Below are 20,844 nucleotides of genomic sequence, written 5' to 3'. Positions count from 1 at the left end.
GGGTTACGCAACGGGGGTTCAATCGACGATGCGACTTTTGTCGACCGATACCGGCATGTTCCGCTCGTATCGCCCCGTGCTACCGCCCGGAACCTGCCTATGGGCTCGCGCCCGACTCGCGCCAGGCGCGGTAGGCCTGGGGCAGGCAGCGAGCGCAGGGACGGTAGCCGGCGGCGAGCGCGGTCTGGGCATCGAGGAAGAACACTCGCTGGCGCACGTAGCCGCCCCGGGCGATGGCGGCCAGGGCGCAGGGGCAATCCAGGCGGCCATAGATCCGGCTGCGCCGATGACCGCCCAGGGTCCCGGGGCAGGGGCTGGACCAGGGCTGGCCGTGGCGGTCCAGCAGGGTCCAGTGCCGCGTTGCCTGGTCGCTCATGGCGCCGGTACCCGCCACAGGTACCAGGCGGCGGTGGTGCGCCAGGGGCTCCAGGTTTGGCCCAGTTCACGCATCAGGCGCGGGCTGGGCTGGCGCTCCAGGCCCTTGAGGCGCCGGTAACCCTCGCGTACGCCGAAGTCGTCCACCGGGAGTACGTCCTGGCGCTCCAGGCTGTAGATCAACAGCATCTCCACGGTCCAGCGACCGATCCCGGGCAGTTGCGTCAGCCGTTCGACCAGTTGTTCGTCGTCCAACTCCCGTGCAGCGTCCGCCGACGGCACCAGGCCGTCCAGGGTGGCCTGGGCGATACCCTGCAGGGTGGCCGCCTTGCGCGCGGAAAAACCGCAGCCGCGCAGCTGTTCGACGCTGCTCGCACAGAGCTGCCCGGGGCTGGGAAAGTCCTGGCCGGGAAACAACGCCCGCAGCCGGGCGAGGATCGCGTCGCCGGCCTTGGCATGCAATTGCTGGTAGGCCACGGCGCGCACCAGCGCCTGGTAGGGTTCGCGCTCCGGCCGGGGCTGGTGCAGGCAGGGGCCGATGGCGGCGATATGCCGGGCCCAGTCGGCATCCAGGGCGGCGAGGAAGGTGCTGGCAAAGTCAGGGCTGGCGGGCATCGGTGATCCGGGGCAAGGGTCGGGACGCCTGGCAGGTTAGCCGCTGCGTCCCGTCCTGGCACCCCGTCCCTTGCGCTGGAACTGGGCCTCAGTCCTTGTCCGGGGACAGGTACAGGCGCTCCAGCACATAGTGCAGGGACGCCGCCAGGGTCTGGCCGTGGCTGAGTTTCTCGAAGCTGTGGTACTCAAGGGCCAGCCCGGGGACCTGGGCCAGTTGCGTGCGCAGTTGCCGGGCCCGTTGGTCGGCGTCGGGGGCCGGAATCGACGTGGCGGCCTGGCGTGGGTCCCCCGGCTCGGCATCACCGCGCATCAGCAGCAGTTGCGCCCGATGCCCCTGCATGTGCTCAGCCAGCCCCCGGGCCTGGTCGAGGATCAGCCCATCGCCCCACCACAACGACGGGCTGGCGGCGGCGTAGTGGCGAAACTCCCGGGGCTGCTTGAACAATGCCTGCAGCACCAGCAGGCCACCATAGGAGTGCCCCCACAAGGTCTGCTGCGCAGGGTCGATCGGTACCCGGGCGGCCACAGCTGGGCGCAGGCGCTCGCGCAACAGTTGCAGGAACGCTTCGCCGCCACCGCTGGGTTGTCCGGTCAAGGGGTCTTGCTGCACTTCGCGGCCAGGCTGGCGTGGGGTGTAGTCGTAGGTCCTGGCGGTACGCTCGATGCGTAGCGGCGTCTGGTAGCCCACCGCCACCAGCAACGGCGCCTGGCCCTGGTCCAGCTGCTTGAGCTGCTGCGGGTCGAGGGCGCCGACGGCGGCGTTGCCATCGAGCATCCACAGCACCGGATAGCCGTGCTCGGGGGCGGCCTTGAGTGGTTGGCCGATCCATACCTGGTAGTGCCGCTGGCCGTCGGTGGAATCCAGTTGCAGGCTGCTGAAGCGATAGGGCAGGTCCTGGCGTTGCAGCAAGCTGCTGTCCATCCGCTGTTCGGGAGCCGGTTGGGCCGTCGCCAGGCCACTGGCGGCGGCCAGCGCCCAGCCCAGGGCCAGGCGCAAGGTCGTGGTTCTCATCAGGCTTTCTCGTTATGGGCTTAGAACGAAGCACTCAGGCTGGTGTACAGGGTGCGTCCCGGTTCGTTGTAGGTGGCGGCGCCGGCCCCGGCGATATCCACTACGCCCTGGGCATTGCCTTCGCGGTACAGGCGCTTGTCGAACAGGTTGTCGACCCCGGCGGTCAGGCTCAGGTTGCGGGTCAGGGCGTAAGTGCCGCTGATGCCGGCGATGGCGTAGGGGGCCAGTTGCTGGGTGGCGCTGCCGGTGACGCGGTCGCCGTGGTAGTCGAATTTCTTCGGCGTCTGCTTGCCGTACCAGGCCACGTTCATCTGCAGCGACAGGTCCTGGGTGGCTTGCCAGTCGAGCATCGAGTTGAGGGTGAAGCGCGGAGTCACCGAGAGGTAGTCGCCGGTCTCCTTGTTCTTCGATTGCAGCATGTAGGTGAAGTTGTTGTTCCAAGTCAGCTGGCTGGCCAGGGGCACGGTCAGGGTGCCTTCCAGGCCTTCGACCACGGCCTTGGGCACGTTTTCCCACTCATACACCGCGGCGTTCTTGTATTGCGCCGAACTGCCGCCGCTGGCCCGGCCGGTGGGGGCCAGGCCCGACTCGACCTTGTTCTTGTAGTCGTTGCGGAAGTAGGTCAGGCCGGCCACCCAGCCGTCGGCCTTGTACTCCAGGCCCAGCTCCTTGTTGACGCTGGTTTCCGCCTCCAGCTTGTCGTTGCCCCGCAGGTAGCAGCTGGTGGTCTGGCCATAGCAGCCCTGGCCACGGCTGTAGAGCAGGTAGTCGGGGTTGAGCTGGTACAGGTTCGGCGCCTTGTAGGCCCGGGCGATACCGGCCTTGAGGGTCAGGCTGTCGCTCAGGGCATGGGACAGGTTCAGCGACGGGCTCCAGTTGTCGCCGACGATGCTGTGGTGATCGAAGCGCAAGCCGGGGGTGAGCATGGTGCCGGGCGCCAGCTCGATGTTGTCCTCGGCGAACAGCGAGAAGATCTGCGCGCTGATCTGGCTGCTGCGGTTGTTCGAGGCCAGGCCGGGGATGGCACCGGCTTCCTTGGTGTCCTGGGTGTTGGAGCTGGGATCGTCGAGCTTCTGCTGCGTCCACTCGCTGCCCAGGGTCAGGGTCTGCTCGAAGCCTGCGTGCAGCGGCAGGTTGAGCTCGCCATGGGCGGTCAGGTCGCGCAGCACCGAGGTGTAGAAGTTGGCGTCGCTGAAGATGCCTTCGGTACCGCCGGCCAGGCCTTCGTTGATCCGTGTATTGCGGGTCTTCTCGTATTGCAGGTAGGCCATGGAACTGCCGAAGTCCCACTCGCCGCGGTGGGTCAGCGAGTAGGTCTGGCGGTAGGTGCGGTTGGTCTCGTGGCCCAGGAGGCTCTTCACGTTCTTGTTGCTGTTGGTGTTCTGGGTGTCGCCGGTATAGATGTTGCCCTGGCGGCTGAAGCCGGCTTCGAAGTCCAGGCTCTGGTCCGGGGTCAGTTGCCAGCTCAAGAGGCCGTTGAGGTCCTTGTTGCGCACGCCCTCACGGCCGGCGGGCAGGGTGCCGGCCTGCTTGCCGGTGCGCAGCGACTCATGGCCGGCGTTGATGTCGGCGTCGTCGGAGTCGGTGCGGGCCACGTTGCCATAGACCCGGTAGCTGAGGGTGTCGGTCAGTGGCCCGTTGAGGCCAAAACTCATGCGCTGGGTCGCGCCTTCGTCCTTGTGGGCGGGGAACGAGCTGTAGAGCGTGGCATTGCCGTGGGTCTGGCTGCCGGCCTGCTTGGTGATGATGTTGATCACCCCGCCGGCAGCGCCGTTGCCGTAGCGGGCGGCGGCCGGGCCGCGGATCACCTCGATGCGCTCCACCTGGTCGGCCGGCACCCAGTTGGTGTCGCCCCGGGTATCGCGCTCGCCGCGCCAGCCATAGCGCACCGAGTTGCGGCTGCCCACCGGCTTGCCGTCCACCAGGATCAGGGTGTTCTCCGGACCCATGCCGCGGATGTCGATCTGCCGGTTGTTGCCGCGCTGGCCACTGGTGGAGTTACCGGTGAGGTTGACCCCGGGCATGGTGCGGATGATCTGCGACAGGTCGTTGGCCGGCGGGCGCTTCTGGATGTCCTCGGCGGTGATCACCGAGACCCCAGGGGCCTGCTTGGTCTCTTCCTTGGCGGTGGCGACGATGCTCTGGGGCTGGAGTTCCAGGACCGGCTGCGGCGCCTCGGCATTGGCCGCCTGGACGGCATGGCTGAGCAGGCAGCAGCTGGACAGCAGGAAGGGCGCGAAAGGACGCATCGAGCGCATGGACATCGGTGATCTCCGGGACGAAAGCTGGAACAGGAAGATCACGAATGATAATGAATGCTATTTGCGAGTAAAGCGCATTAACTTTCTAAACACTTCGGCGGCGACGAGGTGGCAGCGCCTGCCTTCAGGCGGCCGGCAACAGCAGGTGCATGCACAATCCCGGATGGCCGTTGCTGGCCCAGATCCGCCCCTGGTGCAGCTCCACGGCGCGCTGGGCGATGGCCAGGCCCAGGCCGAACCCCTCGCCCTGGGCCGAGCCCAGGCGCTGGTAGGGCTGGAAGATCCGCTGCAGGTCCTGTTCGGCGACCCCCGGGCCCTCATCTTCCAGGCACAGGTGCCAGTGGCTGCCCTCGCGCCAGCCGCGCAGGCTGACCCGGCCGCCCTCGGGGGAGTAACGGATGGCGTTGCGCAACAGGTTCTCCAGGGCCTGGGCAATGCTGTCCAGGTGCACCTGGACCCGGCAATCGGCGTCCAGCAGGCAGGGCAGGCGCTCGAGGTTCCAGCCGCTCTCGAAGCAGGCGTCTTCGCGCAGGGCCTCCCAGATCGACAGCACCTGCACTGGCTCGGTGGACAGTTGCGGGCGTTCGGTGTCGAGCCAGGCCAGGTCCAGGGTGTCTTCCAGCAGGCGCTGCATGTCGAGGATCTCGCGGTCCAGGCGCTGGCGCAGTTGCTCCGGCGGTAGCCGGCTGTCATGGGCGATACGCAGGCGGGCCAGGGGCGTGCGCAGCTCATGGGACAAGGTCCGCAGCAGCAGGCGTTGCTGGGCCAGGCTCTGGCGCAGGCGCTCGGCCATGTGCTCGAAGGCCAGGGCCAACTCGCCGAGTTCGTCGCTGCGCCGGGCCAGGGGCGTACCCAGGCCCGGGCTCTCCAGGTCGTCGGCGCGCAGGGCATCGGCACGGTCGCGCAGGCGGTTCAACGGCAGCACCAGATGACGGTAGAGCAACAAGCCGAGCAGCGCGGCCAGCAAGGTCGGCACCACCCCGTGGCTGAGCACGTGGGTCCAGGGCGTGAGGCCGCTGGGCAGCAGGCGTTCGGGCAGCTGCAGCACCAGCCGGCCCTGCTCGGGATGCTCCGGGAACTGGATGCTGACGTAGGGCAACTCGTCCTGCAGGCGCCGGCTCATGGGCCAGTCCAGCTTGCGCATGAAGGTCAGGTGGCTGGCTTCCTCGGCGCTCAAGGGCGTACTGCCGAGGCTTTGCAGGCGCTCGCCGATCACCGCGACCCAGGTGTGTTCCCGGGCCGCCAGCTGGCGCTGGAAGGCATCGACGCCGCTGGTTCCTCCCTGGCGCCAGGCAGTTTCGGCCTGCTGAGCGTAGCCGGCCAGGTACTGGCCGTCGGCCGGGTCGAGAAAGTAAGTGCTGCGCTCGGCCGACAGGCCCCAGGTCCAGATGATCCAGGTCAGCAGCAGGCAGAAGCCGATCTGCAACAGCGCCAGCTTCCACAACAGGGGGTGGCGGCGCATCAGCCGCGGTCCGCTTGTACCAGGATGTAGCCGGCACCGCGCACGGCCTGGATCTGCAAGTGCTGTACGCCAATTTCGGCCAGCTTGCGCCGCAGGTTGCAGACGTGCACGTCCAGGCCGCGATCCAGGCGGGTGTAGATGCGGTGCAGCACCTGCTGGTAGAGGAAGGGTTTGCTCAGGGTCTGCCCGGGATGCTCGCGCAGGGTCACCAGCAGGCGGTATTCGGAGCCGGTGAGGCCGGCGGCGCGGCCTTGGCTGAGCACGTCCTGGGTCTGGTCGTCGAAGGCGAGCAAAGGGTCCTGGCGTTGGCTGGGGGCCGGCTGGACCCGGGCCATGCGCCGCAGCAGCGCATCGACCCGGGCATCCAGTTCGGCCAGGCTGAAGGGCTTGGGCAGGTAGTCGTCGGCGCCCCGGGTGAACCCGGTGATGCGGTCTTGTTCGGCGCCCAGGGCCGACATCAGCATCACCGGGATGCCTTGTTCGTGGCGCAGGGTATCGAGCAGGGCTAGGCCATCGAGGCCGGGCAGCATGATGTCCAGCAGTACCAGGTCGAAGTGCCCGGCGCGCAGTGTCGCCAGTCCTTCGTGACCATCGATGCAGGCACTGACGGCGAAGCCGCGCTGGCGAAAATGCCGGTCCAGGTCCTGGCGCAGCCGGGCGTCGTCTTCCACGAGAAGCAGATTGGGGGTCATGGGGTGGGGTACTTTGCGCAAGCGGCTGGAGAAAAGGCTTAAATGAGAACGTTTAACATCCGCGAATATTGCAGTAATGCCCCTGGCGATGCAATTGCCGTGATGGCCAGGGTTGATCGAGGTCGGGTAAACAAAAAGTTGAATATTCAACATTGCGTTGATATTTTTCGCCGAAGATTTTTCCCGGAGTGTCCATGAGCCAGCCTTCTTCCGCTGTCCTGGCCGAGCGCCAGCTGGTCTTGCAGGTACTGCGCAGTACCTTGCAGATGCTGGCCGGTGTGGTGGGGCCCCATGCGGAGATCGTCCTGCACGATCTCGACCAGCCCGAGCGCTCGATCATCGCCATCGCCAACGGTCATGTCACCGGGCGCCGGGTCGGTGGCCCGGTGCTGGGCGGACCGCGCCAGGACCTGGGCTTCGCCGCGGTGCTGCGGGCCTTGCACGACCGTTCCGGCAGCACCCCGCTGGTGCTGGAGAACTACCCGACCCTGGCGCCCGATGGCCGTGAGCTGCGCAGCTCCACCGTGGTCTTTCGCGACAGCGGCGGACAACCATTCGCCAGCCTGTGCAGCAACAGCGACCTGAGCGGGATCGCCGCGGCCCATGCCTGCCTGGGGCAGATGCTGGGCCTGGGCAGCGCGCCCGAGCCACGGGGCGATGAGCCCCAGGACATGGAGCAACTGCTGGCCCAGATCATCCAGGCGGCCTGTCCGGAGCCCGGGGCGCGGTTGACCAAGCAGCACAAGCTCGAAGCCGTGCGCCAGATGCAGGAGCGCGGCCTGTTCATCGTCAAGGGCGGGATCGAGAAGGCCGCTGCGGCCCTCGGCGTGACTCGCTACACCATCTACAACTACCTGGACCAGATCCGCGCCCAAGGCGCTGAGGAATGACCGCGATGCAGATCGATATCTTTCAAGTGGATGCCTTTACCTCCAGTGTCTTCGGCGGCAACCCGGCGGCGGTCTGCCCGCTGCAGGCCTGGTTGCCGGACGCGGTGCTGCAACGCATCGCCGAGGAGAACAACCTGTCCGAAACCGCCTACTTCGTGCCCAAGGACGAGGGATTCGAGCTGCGCTGGTTCACCCCGACGGTAGAGGTCGACCTGTGCGGCCATGCCACCCTGGCAGCGGCCTGGGTGCTGTTCGAGCAGTTGGGCGAGCAGCGCGACGTGCTGCGCTTTTTCACCCGCAGTGGCGAGTTGCGGGTCAGCCGCGAGGGTGGCTTGCTGTCCATGGACTTCCCGGCCAAGCAGCCCGAAGCGGTGGAGATCCCCGCGGCCTTGTTGCAAGCCCTGGGCTTGAGTCGGGCCGAGGCGTTGTATCGCACCGACGACTACCTGCTGGTGGTGGACGACGAGCGCCTGCTGGATGAGCTCAAGCCGGATTTCGTGGCCCTGGCCCAGTTCGGCGTGCGCGGCATCGCGGTGACCGCGCCGTCCCGGGAGTTCGATTTCGTTTCCCGCTGGTTCGGTCCCAGCGTCGGGGTCAATGAAGATCCGGTCACCGGTTCCGCCCACACCTCGCTGGCTCCCTATTGGGCCGCGCGCCTGGGCAAGAGCCAGTTGCGGGCGCAGCAGGGCGGGGCGCGCAAGGGCCAGTTGCAGTGCCAGGTGCTGGACAACGGTCGGGTCATCATCAGCGGCCATGGCGCGCTGTACCTGCGTGGCAGCATTTTCCTCTGAGGCGGTTCCCGGGAGCCTGGGCTCCCGGGATTATTTGTGTCGGAAGCTGGCGAGGTTTAGAGTCGCGATTTTTTCGCCTGACCCGGAAGCTTCTGACAATGGATTTGATCCGCGCCATCTCCCGCCATTCACCCAAGCCCCTGGCCCTTGTGTTGAGCCTGTGGGCCGGTAATTCGCTGGCGGCCAGCCTGAGCGACAGCCTGATGCAATGCCAGCCGGCGTTCTTCAAGGACCTGTACCAGCAGCGCGCTGAACTCGGCCGGGTAGTGGCTCTCAAGCACGATGACCAGCAAGGCATCGCCTGGATTCCGGTGCCCGACCGGCACGACAATGCGACCTCCACCGCCACCTTCTCCCGCCCACTGCAAGACAAGGGCCTGAAGTTGACCGGCTACTACGACAGCGTGTTCGACCTGGGCAGCGAGGGCATCTACTACTTCTGGGGCCTGGAGATCGATGCCAGCCGGGAAGCGGTGATGGCCGCCATGCCCCAGGCCGGCTGGCAGGAGGCTGGCGAGTACTTCATCTCCCGGCCGCAGATCAAGCCCAACGCCCAGGCGCCCTGGCAGGACAACCCGGCGGCGGTTTCCGAGATCGCCCCGGCCCCGGGCTCCGCGGAGAAGATCCTCATGCTCAGCGTGGAGCACGGCAAGACCCGCATGCTCTGTTCGTTGCAAGGCAGCGTCGATGCCACGTTGTTGCGCCAGGAGCGGCCAGACATGGCCCAGGGAGCAGCGCAATGAAGCGCCTGTGGTGGCTCGGTGGCGTGCTCCTGCTGGCGGGCTGTGCCCATGACCAGGCCGGCGATGCTGGCGCGGCACGTCCCGAGGCCATGTTCAAAGTGCTGGACACTCCAGAGTCGGCGACTTACTTCGCGGCCAACTCCCTGGCCCTGTACCAGAACAACCCGCATCTGCGGCAGTTCTACCTGGTCAACAACTACAGCAAGCCCACCGCCCCGGGAGATTCCAAACCCCTGATCCACAGCTCGCGGGTGGTGCGGATCATCAACTGCGAGCGCGATGAATCGGCGCAACTGGGCCGGGTGTATTTCTCCGAACCCTTCGCCCAGGGCGTGGAGGTCATGCGCAAGGAGGCCCACGCGCAATGGGCGGCCTTTCCCCGGCAGTCGGTGATCGGCGAGCTACGCAACATGGCCTGTGGCATCGATGCGGCACGCTTGGGCGCGCCGCCGTTCAAGGGCCCCCAGGGCGATTGAGGGCAGGGCGATGGCAGCAGGACCGATACGCGAGAACAACCGCAAGATCACGCTCACCGCAGACCAGGCGCTGCAAGCCCTGGCGCAGCTGGAGTTCATCGTGCTGTCGCTGCACCGCATGGGCAGCCATTACGTGGACAAGCCCGTGGCGGACTACCAGCGCGCGACCACCGACTTCATCGACAACGAGCGCGTCACCGGGCGTTTGGCGCAGGTGCGCAGGATCCTCACCGAGCCCTTCGACCTGACCCTGGGCGAGGACGACATGGATGACATCGAGCGGCATCTGCAAGGTGTCAAACCCTGGCGTCCGGACTAGGGTCGAGCCCCACCGACTTTTTCGCAGGATCAGGACATGTCCAGAATCAGCATCGCCTTGATGGCCCCCAGCACCGACCTGGCGCTGGTGAAGTTCCTCCACCAGCGTCTGGGCATGTCGCTGCGTATCGCCCGCGAGCACTTGGGACAGGGGCCCCAGGGGGTGTTCTACAGCGCCTGGCTGTTCCACAACGACCATGTGCAGCGGGAACAGGAAGTGCGCGACATCCTGGCTTTTTTCGGCGCTGCCCAGCTGCCCTTGCGGGTGCTGGAGTGCATCTCGGACCCGGACCAGGCCGGCCCCGTTGGCCTGGACGACGAGCAGATCGATGAGCAACTGCTGCTCAACCTGCTGGAGGCCTGCGATGGCTGTTATGAATGATTGCGCTCGCCTGCGACTTGCGGTCTCTGTGTTGCGCGGCATGAATGATCAAGTTGATTGCCAGCTAATTATAAGTTGGCTATTCGCTTCTGCTTAAGTTGCGTTGTTTACCAGTTTTCATATTCGACATTTCAGCATTGCATCAAACTATCAGTGTCGTTGCTTTGATTTTATTTATTTTTCTTGGATGTTTTCTGGTTAATGGCTATTTGATATTTGCTGACTATATTCAGGCTGTGGTCAACGGTGCGTGCAGTTGCTGCACGTCAGCCAAGAATAAAAAATACAACTGTCAGCAGCCGGGTCAAACATGACCCAGGGAGTCAGTCATGGCGAGTCTGAAGTGGGCGGGTATCTGGATCCTGGGTATCAGTATCGCCGGTTGTTCCGGGCCCGGTACGGTCATGGAACCCTATGAGTCGGCGTTGGACGTCGAGAGCACCAATGCGCAAGGTTTTCATTCCAGCTTGTACTTTCCCTCCGGCACGGCCCTGCATTACCCGGGCTACGTAGTGGCCCTGGAAAAGAGCCCGCAAGCGACGGTGGGTGGGCCCAAGCCCTATCCCCAGGTCAGTTTCGTCAAGAGTGGCCGGTACATCCAGGCCGAACAACCCAGCCGCTGGGGCACGTCCAGCCAGATCGAGCGCTTCCAGAACAGCGATCCCAAGGCGATGTTCGTGTCGCACATCATCAAGAACTCGGTAGCCAGGGACGATCGTGGCGGTAATGTTCCTTACTTCTCGAAAAGCCACTGCTTTGTATATAACGCTTATGCCGCCAAGCCCATATCCTTGACGCGAAAAGACTACGACCTGGCCAAGGTCAGCGATTGGCACGCCTGCGAAATCTCGACCAATCTCGACAAGGTAGATGCCAAGAAGTATCAACTTTATGATTATGGAAAGTACGCGCTGGTGTCATTGCAAGACAACTTGACCAAGGACCTGAAACAGGGCAACTACACCCATGTCCTGGTAATAGTGATGGGTTGGAACACCGCGCAACAGGAAGCCATTCGCAACTTCAACGACCTGACCGGCAACTTGATGGCGGCTTCGCTCGAAGCGGCCAGTGGCCAGCAGGAAAGTCCCATCGACCGCACCAAGGCGATCCAGCCGCTGGCCAAGGACCGTCCTGCAGGCAGCTTCCGCCCCCTGGTGATCGGGGTGACCTGGCCTTCCTACTGGTCCAACTCGTTCGGCAACGTGTTCAGTTACTCCAACAAGGCCAACGATGCCGACGAGATCGGTTTGTCTTGGTTGAACAAGCTGCTCAACGAAACCATCCCGCTCAGCCTCCAAGCTTCCGGCAGCCACGCCCGGGTGGTGGCCCTCGGGCACAGCTTCGGTGCTCGCGCCATGACCCGGGCGGTGTTCAGTTCGCCGGCACTGGTGCCCTTGCAGGGCGGCTTTCCCGACCAGTCCATGGTGAGCAGCCCGGTGGACTTGGCGGTCGGTCTGCAGGGAGCCATGAGCATCAACCGGTTTGCAGCGCAGCTAGGCAGTGAAGGCGCCCCTTACCGTGACTTCGCACGGCTGGACAAGACCAAGATCGTCTTGACCGCCGCCACCGAAGACTCGGCCACCGGCGCGCCTTTCGTGGTCTGGACCGACCCGGCCGGTTCCATCGGCTCCTACCGCAAGGCTTGCGCTGCGCCGGGCTCGCTGTATCAGCCGATATTCGATTGCATGACCGCCTCCGATACTTCCGCCACTCCCGGTGGCCGGTTCGAGGTCTGCAAGTATGGCCAGGCGGGATGTGTCGACCCGTTCGACGGCGCCGGCCAGGGGCACAAGGTGGCCTATATCGATGCGTCGAACGGCATCACCCAGTTCAACTCGCCCGGATCGGGTGGCGGTGCCCACAGCGATATCTACCGCCTGCCCATGGGGCGCCTGTTGTGGAAGCTGGTGGAGCAGTACGCGCCTGCTCGGTGAGGCGGCAGCAACGAGGCGCTGGGAGAGGGCGAGTGTTCAGACCTTCAGCGCCTTGAGCAGCGTTGCGAAGGCTGTCTTGCGCAGATGGGCCTCGTTCTTCCAGGTCGTCATGATGGTGCTCAGGGTGAGGTCGTCGATGGCGGGCAATGGGTACCACTGGCCCTCCAGGTACAGCTGGATGTCTTGCCGGGGAATGTGCAGGTTGTTGGCATTGCAGATGATGTACTGGCAGCTCTGATCGTTTTGGGTCAGGTCGACATGATTATGTCGGCCAACCAAGGCTGCAGTGGTCTTCCTGTAGCGGGTCAGCAAACACAGCAACATCTTGTCGGCACAAGTCACTGGCATGCCGTTATCGGCACGGACGACCTGGCGATGAAAACTGTTGATCTTGGCCTGCCCGTCGTTGAACGAGGCGTAGTAATAGAAGGCATGCACCAGGGCGCCGCCTGCGGCGGCCTGTAGAAGAGGCGGATTCTTCCTCAAGTCTTGGGTGATCCCGCCATCTGGGTTACGACAGGTCACGCGAAACTCGGTGGTAAAAAAATCTCCCCACCTATTGGCGGCCTCGGTTCTGTAGTAGAAGTCGCCCGCTGGATCCTGAGCGCAGGTCTGCATGGTTGCCAGCAAATCCGTGAGCGTCGGTGGGGCGGGCTCGGTGTGTGTTGCCGAGGCATTACGGCCAAACAGACGCTTGATCCATTCGATCATCGGGCATTCATCCTTGAAGAGCCGGGCTCGCCAGAGGGGCCCGGTGGGTGTGCAGGCCAGAGAGGCGGCGGTGGGATTAGCGCTGGCTCGACCAGTACTGGTGCAACTGGCGGGCGGCCGGTTCGATGCTCGCCACCTGCTGCTGGTGCAGGGCGATATCCAGGTCCGCCGGCAGCTCGAAGTGGTCCTGCTCGGCGCAGTCGATGATGGTCTGCAGCAAGGCGGTCTGCGGCGCCGGCATCTGCGGCCAGTTGCCCACCGCGACCCCGCGCAGGTAGCCGAAGCACCATTCCTCGGCCAGCAACAACGATTGGCCCTGGTGCTCGGTGGCTTCCAGGCGCGCCTTGAAGCCTGCGGCGTCGCTGTCCAGTTGCACCGCCAGGCTGTTGATGTGGCGCACGCACAGGTCGATGAACTGCCGGCATTCCTGCGGGGTTTCCCAGGCCGGGTTCTCGCCGCCCCAGATCGCCGGGAACCATTCGGCGATATCGACCTGGGCCGGGCCCGACACCAGGGCGGTGAAGTAGCCGTCCAGCTCGCAGGGGTTGAGTACCGAGTGGTCGTCGCCGTACTTGAGCAGGGTGTCTTCGAGCGTCTCGAAGTCGGCGGCGTTCAGGGGAGTGTTCTGCATGATGGGCATTCCAGGGAAAAACAGCGGCGATTCTCAAGCCTTGGCGTTGTGGCTGCAAGCACCGGGCGTTTCAGGCGTCGCGCAGCAGGTCTTGGGAGTCGAGCAGGCGGTAGGCGATTTCCGGACGGATCTCCATGGCCCGGCGAATTGCGGCGGGTATGTTCTGCCGGGTCTTGCGGCACAGTCCGGGATGCTCGACCAGGACGATGGCGATGCCGCGCATGCTGCGCACTTCATTGTCGCTGGGGGTGATTTCCAGGCGGATTCCCAGTTGCTGGTACATCCGGCGTTGCATGTGCTCCAGGTCGGCCAGGTCCTTGAGATTCTCCAGGCGCTGCACCAGGCGTTTTTCTTCCTGGCGCGTGAGATTGAGGATGCGCAGGTCGGCTCCGGGAGTGTCCAGCAACTGCTCGCGTTGGCAGACGCAGGCACCGGGCGGGCAGGGTTGGCGGATCGCGGGGCTTGGATTCATGGGGATCCATCATAGCGGCGGCGTTCCGGCTTTCGCAGCTAAATCTGCACCGGGCCGGCAACGGCTCGGCAGTCTTGGAAAAGGGGGGAGGGAACCCTCGCACCGCAGGGCTGCGGTGAGAGGGAGGTGGAACACAAGGAAGGGGTGTGGGCAGGACTATAGCGACGCCGAAAACGGCTCGTCATTAGTACAGATGGACTAGTTCGCGGACCGGTTCTGCCGATATGCCCAGTGCCAGGGCCGCTGTGCCCCGGGAAACCCCGACAGTCTTTACGGCCTCGCCACACTGGCAGGCCGGGCTTGATCGGGATCAAGGTCGCGGCGCATGGGACGTTTTAACGTGAAGCTCCTTTCCCCGGCACCGGGAGTTCCCATGGCCAAGCCCTTTCCCCTTTCCCCCAAGCATCCCGAGCGCATCTGCTGGGGCTGCGACCGTTACTGCGCCGCCAATGCCTTGTCGTGTGGCAACGGCTCGGATCGCACCATGCATCCTTCCGAAATGCTCGGTGAAGACTGGTATCTGCATGGCGACTGGGGTTTCGACATCCCGGCCAGCGCCGAGCCAGCCCCGCCGGAGCGCGATACCCACTGAACCGGGAAGGGCCGGAGACGGCGGATCGAATATTTTTACCCGGGTATATTGATCGGGTTTTTATTACCCGGGTATTATTCGGCTTCATCTTCATGAGACCGTTGCCATGTCCGACATCCTCACCAAACCTGTCACCGCCTTCCAGGCCCAGCGCTTGCTGGCCCGTGGCCCGTTGCTGGAAGTGGCCCTGGCGGTGCGCGACGCGTCCCGGGATCCGGCTTGCGCCAGCCTGCTGGTATTCGACGATGCTACGGGGCGGGTCATCGACCTCGACCTGCGGGGCAGCGAGGCCGAATTGACGCAACGCCTGGCACAGGCCCCTGCACCGGGTCGCGGGCGTTACCGGTCCGCCGCGGCTACCGAGACCGAGGTGGAGGTTGCGGCCGATTCGCCCCGTGGCCGTGGGCGGCCCAAGCTGGGGGTGATCGCCCGCGAGGTGACCTTGCTGCCACGCCAGTGGGACTGGCTGGCCAGCCAGCCCGGTGGTGCCTCGGCGGTGCTGCGGCGGCTGGTGGACGAGGCCCGGCGCAACCCCGATGCGGCGCAGCAACGACGCATGGCGCAAGAGGCTGCCTATCAGTTCATGCTGGCGCTGGCCGGGGATTTGCCCGGCTACGAAGAAGCCACCCGCGCCTTGTTCGCCGGTGATCTCGAGGGCCTGGGCCAGCAACTGCAAGGTTGGCCCGAAGACATCCGCGAACATGCCCTGCGCCTGGCCAATGGGGCCCAGCTCGCCGGGGCAGGGCAGTGATGGCCCGGCCGGGTGCCGGCCTGCAGTATGCATTGGTCAATGGCATCGAACTGGCCTGGGACAGTCATGGCGACGAGACCGCCGAGGCGATCCTGCTGATCGCCGGCCTGGGCACCCAGATGGTGCGCTGGACCTCGGACTTTTGCCGGGCCTTGGCCGCCCGTGGGTTCCGGGTGATTCGTTTCGACAATCGCGATGTTGGCGCTTCGACGCATCTGGTCGAGGCCGATGTTCCGGATCTTGCGGCACTGCTGGCCGGTCGGCCGTTGGCGCTGCCCTACAGCTTGCAAGACATGGCCGCCGATGCCCTGGGATTGCTGGATCACCTGGGCATCGAGCGAGCCCATGTGGTGGGGCGTTCCATGGGCGGGGTGATCGCCCAGGTCCTGGCCTGCGAATATCCGCAGCGGGTGCGCTCGTTGACCTCGATCATGGCCAGCAGCGGCAACCCGGCCTTGCCGCCGCCCGCGCCGCAGGTCATGGCCTTGCTGACGGCACCGGCGGCAGACCCGGCGCTCGACCTGGAGGGCCATGTTGCCCAGCGCCTGGCCCTGGCCCGCTGCATCGCCGGCAGTGTCCGGGCATTCGACGAAGCGGCCCAACGCGAGCTGGTGCTGGAGGAACTGCGCCGGGGCTGGAACCCTGCAGGTTTCATGCGCCAGCTGGCGGCCCTGGCCTGTGCTGACGATCGCCGGGCTCGGCTGGCCAGCATCCAGGCGCCGACCCTGGTGGTCCATGGCAGCGACGACCCGCTGGTGCCCGCGGCCTGTGGCGAGGACACCGCGCGTTCGATCCCCGGTGCCGAGTGGTTGCTGATTCCCGGCATGGGCCATGACCTGCCACCGCCCTGCCAACCCCAGGTGCTGGCGGCCATCGAGCGTACGGCGCGCCAGCGCTAGGGATGGCAGGTTGTGTGGCGCCCTGGCGCTCTTTTATACTCGCGGCTGACCCGCTTCGAAGCCCAGCCCAAGGTGCACCACCAATGAACCTCACCACCCTGGTTTTGTTCCTGCCTGCCTGTTTTGCGCTGAATATGGCGCCCGGCCCCAACAACCTGCTTTCGGTGAAGAACGCCACCACCTTTGGTTTTCGGGTTTCGTGCCTGGCCGGGGTGGGGCGCTTGCTGGCCTTCATGCTGATGATCGGCCTGGCCTCGGTGGGGCTGGCGGCGGTGCTGCAGGCCTCGGAGCTACTGTTCCACGGGATCAAGATTCTTGGCGCTGGCTACCTGCTGTACCTGGCATATCGGCTGTGGACGGCCGATACCCGCGTCGAGGTCGAAGGCCGGGACGCTGCAGGCGGACTGTTGGCCCTGGCCCGACAGGAGTTCCTGATCGCCATCGGCAATCCCAAGGCGATCCTGGTCTTCAGCGCATTCCTGCCGCAGTTCATCGATCCCACGGCGCCGGTGGCCGGGCAGTTCCTGATGCTTGGGGGCTTGTTCCTGGTGCTGGAGTGCGTGGCCATCGCCGCCTATGCCGGCATGGGCCTGCACATGCGCCGCTGGTTCGGCCAACCCGCCGGGCGCCGCGTGTTCAACCGTGGTTGCGCGGTCTTGCTTTCGGGGGCGGCGTCATTGTTGCTGCTGGCGCGGCGAGCCTGAGGCCAGCCCCTCTCCCAGGCGCAGAGAGGGGCTGGGGGCTGGAGAATTAGCTGATGACGAAGTAGGGATCCCAGGCGCAATAGCCGAGGATCTTGTCGTTGCCTACGATCATGAACGACCAGTTGTACCTCAGGTTGCTGCAGGCCTTGGCGGCACGCGCGCTCCAGTAGTAGGCCGTGACCTTCTGCGGGAACGGCTGCTCGCAGTAGCTGCCCGGAGGGTTGCTGTTGTTGATGATGGGCATCGGGGTGTTCGGCGAGACATTGGCGGTTATTTGATCCAGGTAGACATTCCTGTCTGTGGCGGGGTCAGGATTGGTCTGGGTGTACTGGTAGAGGATTGCCGAGTACTTCATGTCCTTGGTCAGGGTGGTGGTGCGCCAGTGGACGTAATCATCCTGGTTCAGGTCCACCGAGAGCTCGGCGGTGCCTTCACTGTTGCTGCCGCCGCTGACGTAGTTGCGGGTGGTGTACATGCAGACGACCTGGTCGGAAACCCGGGTGGACGAGTTGGGCATGTAAAAGCTGTACAGCTGAGTCGGTTGGTCGGGGTGTGGGCTCAGGCCGCCCGGGAAAACGCCCTGTTCGGCGCACTGCAAGATGGTGAGGGCATCGATGACGATCATGATGTCCACGACTTTTTCGTTTTCGTAGCTCATATCCAGCTCCCTGCTGTCAGGTTGGGCACCCGGTTGTCCAGGCGCATGGTTGATCACCTTTTCCGGGGGGCGACCACCGAGCATCGGGTCTCTGGCCCGGTATGCCGACAGCGGGCTGGATGCACTTCCATGAAGTCGCGAGTGGAATCTAGATCCTCAAGATGGTTAGTCAAATGGCCAGCCCCAAAAAGCGCGAGCGCAAGACGAGCGGTGCAAGGCCAGGGTTAGGCGCTCGCTGTGGCGCCCTCGGTCCGGTGGTTGCCCAGGAACTGATCGAGCCACTGCGCCACCTCAGTGGCATGGGTCAGGCCCAGGTCGTGCTCGGCCTCGGGCACGATGCGCAAGAGGGCCTGTGGCAACAGGCGGGCCAGACGCTGGCCTACCGCCACTGGACTGATGGGGTCGCGGTCGCCCCAGAGCAGCAGCACCGGCATGCACAACTCCCCCAGGCGCGGACCAAGGTCGCTGTGATCGTCGACAAACCAGCGGGGCAGTTGCGGGTAGGCCGTGCGGTAATCGTTGCGCCAGTCGGCGGCGTCCAGGTCGCTCATGTCCACGCCGCCAGAGGTGACGCTCAAGACCAGGTGGGTGACCCGCTCCGGTCGCTCAAGGGCCGCACGCACCGCAATGATGCCGCCCATGGATTGGGCCACTAGCGCTGTCGGCTGGTCGATGCGTTGCAGCACCAGGTCCACCAGATCGTCCATGCCCTGGACGTCTGGCTGTGCCGGGGTATCGCCAAAACCGGGCCAGCCCAGATGCACTTGGCGCGCCGGATGGCGCAGCTGCGTGGCCAGGGGTTGCCAGAATTGACGATTGCCCGAGGCTCCAGCCAGAAACAGCAGTTGTTGGGGGGCTTGTGACATGACATCGCTCCTGGTCCATGGGCGGCGGATAAAGCCTCGCGCTGACAGCAGGGCCGCGCGGCGGCGCTAGAAAATACGGTGCTCGGGTCCTGCGAGCAAGCGCTGCCGCAGGCGACAGCGGCTTGCCATGCTGGCGCCCCGGGATCGGCTGCCAGGGTTTATCATGCTGCGCCGCCGCTTGTTGCCTGCCCGACAAGGGGCGGCTCCTTTCGCCCACCGTGGAGGTGCCCGCCATGTCCGATCTGCACAAGCTGCCAGCCTGCCCAGCCAGCCTCCTTGAATTCCCGGTGTGCCACGCCCGTGGCGGCACCTCCACCGGGTTGATCCTGGCCCGGGAAGACTTGCCCAAGGACGAGGCCCTGGTGGAGGAACTGCTGCGCCACCTGATGGGCGTACCCCTGGCTGGCGAGTGGCCGGGCAACAGCCAGATCACCGGCCTGGGCCGGGGCGGCCCCACCAGCAACAAGGTGTTCATCGTCGAGCGTCGCCCCGGCCAGACGCGGATGATCAGCACCCTGGCGCAGCTGGCGGCGGGCAAGAGCACCATCGACTGGAGCGTCAACTGCGGCAACATGTCGGCGGCCCTGCCGTTGTACGCCTGGCAACGGGGCTGGTTGTCGCCGGAGGTCGATGACGGGCAGATCGAGATCTACAACAGCAATACCCAGACCACCCTGCGCGCGCGCCTGGGCTTCCACGCCGGCCGGCTGCTCAGCGACACGCGGATCCCCGGGGTCAATGGCCAGTTCCCCGGGGTCGATCTGTTCCTCGATGACCCGGTAGGCGCCAAGACCGGGGCGCTGTTTCCCACCGGGCAGCGCATCGATCTGCTTCAGGGCATCGCCGCCACCTGCATCGATGTGGCGGTGCCCATGGTCATTGTGCGGGCCACGGACTTGGGCAAGACCGGCCAGGAAACCCCGGCACAGCTGGACGCCGACCCGCTGTTCAAGGAGCGCCTGCTGGGGCTGATGGTCGAGGGCGGCCTGCGCATGGGCTTGCGTCGGCGCGACGGTGGCTTGCTGACGGCCGAGGAGCTGCGACGCAGCGAAACCATTCCCAAGATCTGCATCGTCAGCCCGGCCCGCGAAGGCGGTGATATCGCCACCCGCTACTTCACCCCGCAGAACGCCCATCCGTCCCTGGCGGTATCCGGCGGCTGTTGCCTGGCGGCGGCCTGCCTGGCCGAGGGCACCGTGGCCCAGCAACTGCTGGCCCAGCCCCGGCAATTGAACGCGACCCGAAGCGAGTATCCGCTGGCCATCGAAAACCCCGCCGGCATCCTCGAAACCCTGATCAGCGCCCGCGTGCATGGTGGCGAGCTGTCGATCGATGGCGCTGCCTATCGGCGCAGCGCACAGATCCTGCTCCAAGGCCGTACCCCGCTGTACAACGCCTCCCCGGAACTGCTCCAGGCGCTTCTGTAGTGGGTTATACGGTCGATCGCTGAAGGCCCTGCGGGCCTTGTCGCAGCTTCGCAGGCTCAGCAGCGGTTACAGGTTTGGTGTAGCCGCTGCCGCAGGCTGCGCACGGGCGCGCAGCGGCCGTCAGGATTCGGGCAGGAAGGGTGGCACCCGTTGTTGCAGCAACTGGATCAGTTGTGGGTCCATGAACTCGTAGTCATCGGGAATGTTCAGGCACACCACCTGTTGCTGGTGCAGGTGCTGCTTGAAGCGCTTGCGCAGTTTTTCCCGGTGTCGGGTTTCCATCACCAGGATCAGCCCGGCCAATCGGCGAATACCTGTTCGGCGGTGGGGCTGCGCAGCTTGTTCTGGCTGCAGACGAACAACACATTGAGCATTCTGCCGGGTTCCCTGGCTGATGGTGCCGCCGTGATGGCGGGCGAGGGCCGAGAGTTTTCGCGGCTTCGGCCCGCTTGTCCAGCGCTGGTGCGCTCGGTCAGGCCGATTTGCCGGCAGGCTGCGGCCCCGGGCAAACTGTCGCGTCTTTCCAGCCGGGACCTGTCGCTTTCATGTCCGCATCCTTGTTCACCTCCCCGCACCTGGGCCTGGCCTTGCGCCGCTGGCGCCTGCTGCACCGGGTCAAGCAGCAGCACGCCGCCGAGCTGTTCGGGGTGGCGCAGTCGAGCATTTCCCGCTGGGAAAACGGCCAGCAAGCCATGGAACCCAGCGAGCGCGCCAAGCTGGAGCAACTGCTGGCGGCCAACCTCAGCGCCGCCGCCGACCAGGCCCTGGCCCGGTTGGTGAACGACAGCCCGCGCGCGGTGCACTTGGTCTGCGACCTGACCCACCGCCTGCTGGCCTGCTCGGCCACTCGCGCCGGGGAGTTCGGCGTGCCCTTGAGCGAGTTGCTGGGGCAATCCTTGTGGGGCTTCTGCACCGAGGAAATCGTGCGCAAGGAGAGGGCCCTCGACGACCTCGGGTGGCGCGAAGTGCTGGCGCCCCCGGCGCTGGAGTTCTTCAGTGGCCACAACGATTCGGCCATCGTGCCCATTGCGGCCAGCCAGTGCCGCTGGACCCGCCTGAACCTGTCCGACGGCAACGCGGTGCGGCTGGTGGAAACCCTCTGACTCCAGCCTGCTCCGGCGCCACGGATATTTTATCCATGGCCTGTCGAATCCGGGCCGGCTAGGCTGGGCTGTCATT

Annotated in this window: 24 protein-coding genes and 1 pseudogene; 13 read left to right on the top strand and 12 right to left on the bottom strand. The window is 65.4% G+C overall.

Annotated elements, in window-relative coordinates; translation table 11 throughout:
• Nucleotides 1-97 precede the first annotated feature (97 nt).
• The 6 genes from CAG11_RS26050 to CAG11_RS26025 all read right to left on the bottom strand — a co-directional run bounded on the left by CAG11_RS26050 (nt 98) and on the right by CAG11_RS26025 (nt 6,417).
• Complete coding sequence (locus CAG11_RS26050; protein ID WP_053131394.1) at nt 98-376, bottom strand: Ada metal-binding domain-containing protein; 279 nt, start codon at nt 374-376, stop codon at nt 98-100.
• Complete coding sequence (locus tag CAG11_RS26045) at nt 373-990, bottom strand: DNA-3-methyladenine glycosylase (RefSeq protein ID WP_085598807.1); 618 nt, start codon at nt 988-990, stop codon at nt 373-375. Before CAG11_RS26045 ends, CAG11_RS26050 begins: the two co-directional genes overlap by 4 nt.
• Nucleotides 991-1,078: 88 nt before the next feature.
• Nucleotides 1,079-2,002 carry an alpha/beta hydrolase gene (locus tag CAG11_RS26040; RefSeq protein ID WP_085598805.1) on the bottom strand — a complete coding sequence of 308 codons (924 nt, stop codon included), beginning with the start codon at nt 2,000-2,002 and terminating at the stop codon, nt 1,079-1,081.
• Between the two features lie 20 nt (nt 2,003-2,022).
• Nucleotides 2,023-4,260 (bottom strand): TonB-dependent siderophore receptor, encoded by a 2,238-nt coding sequence (locus CAG11_RS26035; RefSeq protein WP_371857937.1) that lies wholly within the window; start codon nt 4,258-4,260, stop codon nt 2,023-2,025.
• Between the two features lie 127 nt (nt 4,261-4,387).
• Nucleotides 4,388-5,725, bottom strand: a complete 1,338-nt coding sequence (locus CAG11_RS26030; protein ID WP_085598800.1) for a sensor histidine kinase — start codon at nt 5,723-5,725, stop codon at nt 4,388-4,390.
• The gene (locus CAG11_RS26025; protein ID WP_085598798.1) at nt 5,725-6,417 is read right to left on the bottom strand and encodes a response regulator transcription factor; all 693 of its coding nucleotides are present in this window, start codon (nt 6,415-6,417) and stop codon (nt 5,725-5,727) included. Before CAG11_RS26025 ends, CAG11_RS26030 begins: the two co-directional genes overlap by 1 nt.
• Nucleotides 6,418-6,611: 194 nt before the next feature.
• Here CAG11_RS26025 and CAG11_RS26020 point away from each other — a divergent pair, with 194 nt between their 5' ends.
• From CAG11_RS26020 to CAG11_RS25990, 7 genes are all read left to right on the top strand, one after another.
• Nucleotides 6,612-7,307 carry a transcriptional regulator gene (locus CAG11_RS26020; protein ID WP_085598796.1) on the top strand — a complete coding sequence of 232 codons (696 nt, stop codon included), beginning with the start codon at nt 6,612-6,614 and terminating at the stop codon, nt 7,305-7,307.
• 5 nt (nt 7,308-7,312) lie between these two features.
• Entirely contained in the window at nt 7,313-8,098 is a 786-nt protein-coding gene (locus CAG11_RS26015; RefSeq protein ID WP_085598861.1) for a PhzF family phenazine biosynthesis protein, read from the top strand.
• Between the two features lie 98 nt (nt 8,099-8,196).
• The gene (locus CAG11_RS26010; RefSeq protein ID WP_085598794.1) at nt 8,197-8,841 is read left to right on the top strand and encodes a hypothetical protein; all 645 of its coding nucleotides are present in this window, start codon (nt 8,197-8,199) and stop codon (nt 8,839-8,841) included.
• Nucleotides 8,838-9,317: a surface-adhesin E family protein gene (locus CAG11_RS26005; RefSeq protein ID WP_085598792.1), complete on the top strand. Its 480-nt coding sequence runs from the start codon at nt 8,838-8,840 to the stop codon at nt 9,315-9,317. Before CAG11_RS26010 ends, CAG11_RS26005 begins: the two co-directional genes overlap by 4 nt.
• 10 nt (nt 9,318-9,327) lie before the next feature.
• Nucleotides 9,328-9,636, top strand: a complete 309-nt coding sequence (locus CAG11_RS26000; protein WP_022644035.1) for a hypothetical protein — start codon at nt 9,328-9,330, stop codon at nt 9,634-9,636.
• Between the two features lie 36 nt (nt 9,637-9,672).
• Nucleotides 9,673-10,017, top strand: a complete 345-nt coding sequence (locus CAG11_RS25995; RefSeq protein ID WP_058435957.1) for a hypothetical protein — start codon at nt 9,673-9,675, stop codon at nt 10,015-10,017.
• A gap of 329 nt (nt 10,018-10,346) precedes the next feature.
• A complete protein-coding gene (locus tag CAG11_RS25990) occupies nt 10,347-11,954 on the top strand; it encodes an alpha/beta hydrolase (RefSeq protein WP_085598789.1) in 1,608 nt (535 codons plus the stop codon).
• Nucleotides 11,955-11,990: 36 nt separating this feature from the next.
• Here the strand turns inward: CAG11_RS25990 and CAG11_RS25985 are convergent, their stop codons facing one another.
• From CAG11_RS25985 to CAG11_RS25975, 3 genes are all read right to left on the bottom strand, one after another.
• On the bottom strand, nt 11,991-12,665 hold the full coding sequence (locus tag CAG11_RS25985) for a hypothetical protein (RefSeq protein WP_085598787.1): 675 nt from the start codon (nt 12,663-12,665) through the stop codon (nt 11,991-11,993).
• 76 nt (nt 12,666-12,741) lie between these two features.
• A complete protein-coding gene (locus CAG11_RS25980) occupies nt 12,742-13,296 on the bottom strand; it encodes a UPF0149 family protein (RefSeq protein WP_085598785.1) in 555 nt (184 codons plus the stop codon).
• 70 nt (nt 13,297-13,366) lie between these two features.
• Complete coding sequence (locus CAG11_RS25975) at nt 13,367-13,768, bottom strand: hypothetical protein (protein ID WP_022644041.1); 402 nt, start codon at nt 13,766-13,768, stop codon at nt 13,367-13,369.
• A gap of 373 nt (nt 13,769-14,141) precedes the next feature.
• Here CAG11_RS25975 and CAG11_RS25970 point away from each other — a divergent pair, with 373 nt between their 5' ends.
• From CAG11_RS25970 to CAG11_RS25955, 4 genes are all read left to right on the top strand, one after another.
• The gene (locus CAG11_RS25970) at nt 14,142-14,360 is read left to right on the top strand and encodes a DUF3079 domain-containing protein (RefSeq protein ID WP_022644042.1); all 219 of its coding nucleotides are present in this window, start codon (nt 14,142-14,144) and stop codon (nt 14,358-14,360) included.
• Nucleotides 14,361-14,466: 106 nt separating this feature from the next.
• Entirely contained in the window at nt 14,467-15,111 is a 645-nt protein-coding gene (locus CAG11_RS25965) for a DUF2239 family protein (protein WP_085598783.1), read from the top strand.
• Complete coding sequence (locus CAG11_RS25960) at nt 15,111-16,010, top strand: alpha/beta fold hydrolase (protein ID WP_085598781.1); 900 nt, start codon at nt 15,111-15,113, stop codon at nt 16,008-16,010. Before CAG11_RS25965 ends, CAG11_RS25960 begins: the two co-directional genes overlap by 1 nt.
• 83 nt (nt 16,011-16,093) lie before the next feature.
• A complete protein-coding gene (locus tag CAG11_RS25955; protein ID WP_085598779.1) occupies nt 16,094-16,714 on the top strand; it encodes a LysE family translocator in 621 nt (206 codons plus the stop codon).
• Between the two features lie 46 nt (nt 16,715-16,760).
• Here CAG11_RS25955 and CAG11_RS25950 read toward each other — a convergent pair whose 3' ends face one another.
• Together CAG11_RS25950 and CAG11_RS25945 are read right to left on the bottom strand one after the other, a co-directional pair.
• Nucleotides 16,761-17,372: an AidA/PixA family protein gene (locus CAG11_RS25950; protein ID WP_158091441.1), complete on the bottom strand. Its 612-nt coding sequence runs from the start codon at nt 17,370-17,372 to the stop codon at nt 16,761-16,763.
• Nucleotides 17,373-17,596: 224 nt separating this feature from the next.
• Complete coding sequence (locus CAG11_RS25945; RefSeq protein WP_085598776.1) at nt 17,597-18,238, bottom strand: alpha/beta fold hydrolase; 642 nt, start codon at nt 18,236-18,238, stop codon at nt 17,597-17,599.
• A gap of 233 nt (nt 18,239-18,471) precedes the next feature.
• On the opposite strand from CAG11_RS25945, the gene CAG11_RS25940 reads away from it, so the two are divergent.
• Nucleotides 18,472-19,665 (top strand): PrpF domain-containing protein, encoded by a 1,194-nt coding sequence (locus tag CAG11_RS25940; protein WP_085598774.1) that lies wholly within the window; start codon nt 18,472-18,474, stop codon nt 19,663-19,665.
• A gap of 120 nt (nt 19,666-19,785) precedes the next feature.
• Here CAG11_RS25940 and CAG11_RS25935 read toward each other — a convergent pair.
• A pseudogene (locus CAG11_RS25935) lies at nt 19,786-20,039 on the bottom strand (phosphotyrosine protein phosphatase).
• 171 nt (nt 20,040-20,210) lie between these two features.
• Between CAG11_RS25935 and CAG11_RS25930 the strand changes: the two are divergent.
• Complete coding sequence (locus CAG11_RS25930; protein ID WP_053130558.1) at nt 20,211-20,768, top strand: helix-turn-helix transcriptional regulator; 558 nt, start codon at nt 20,211-20,213, stop codon at nt 20,766-20,768.
• The last annotated feature ends 76 nt before the right edge of the window (nt 20,769-20,844 follow it).

The sequence above is a fragment of the Pseudomonas sp. B6(2017) genome, from assembly GCF_002112765.1.
Lineage (GTDB): Bacteria > Pseudomonadota > Gammaproteobacteria > Pseudomonadales > Pseudomonadaceae > Aquipseudomonas > Aquipseudomonas piscis.
Note: the sequence above shows the minus strand (reverse complement) of the source record. Positions and strands in the feature narration are given on the sequence as shown.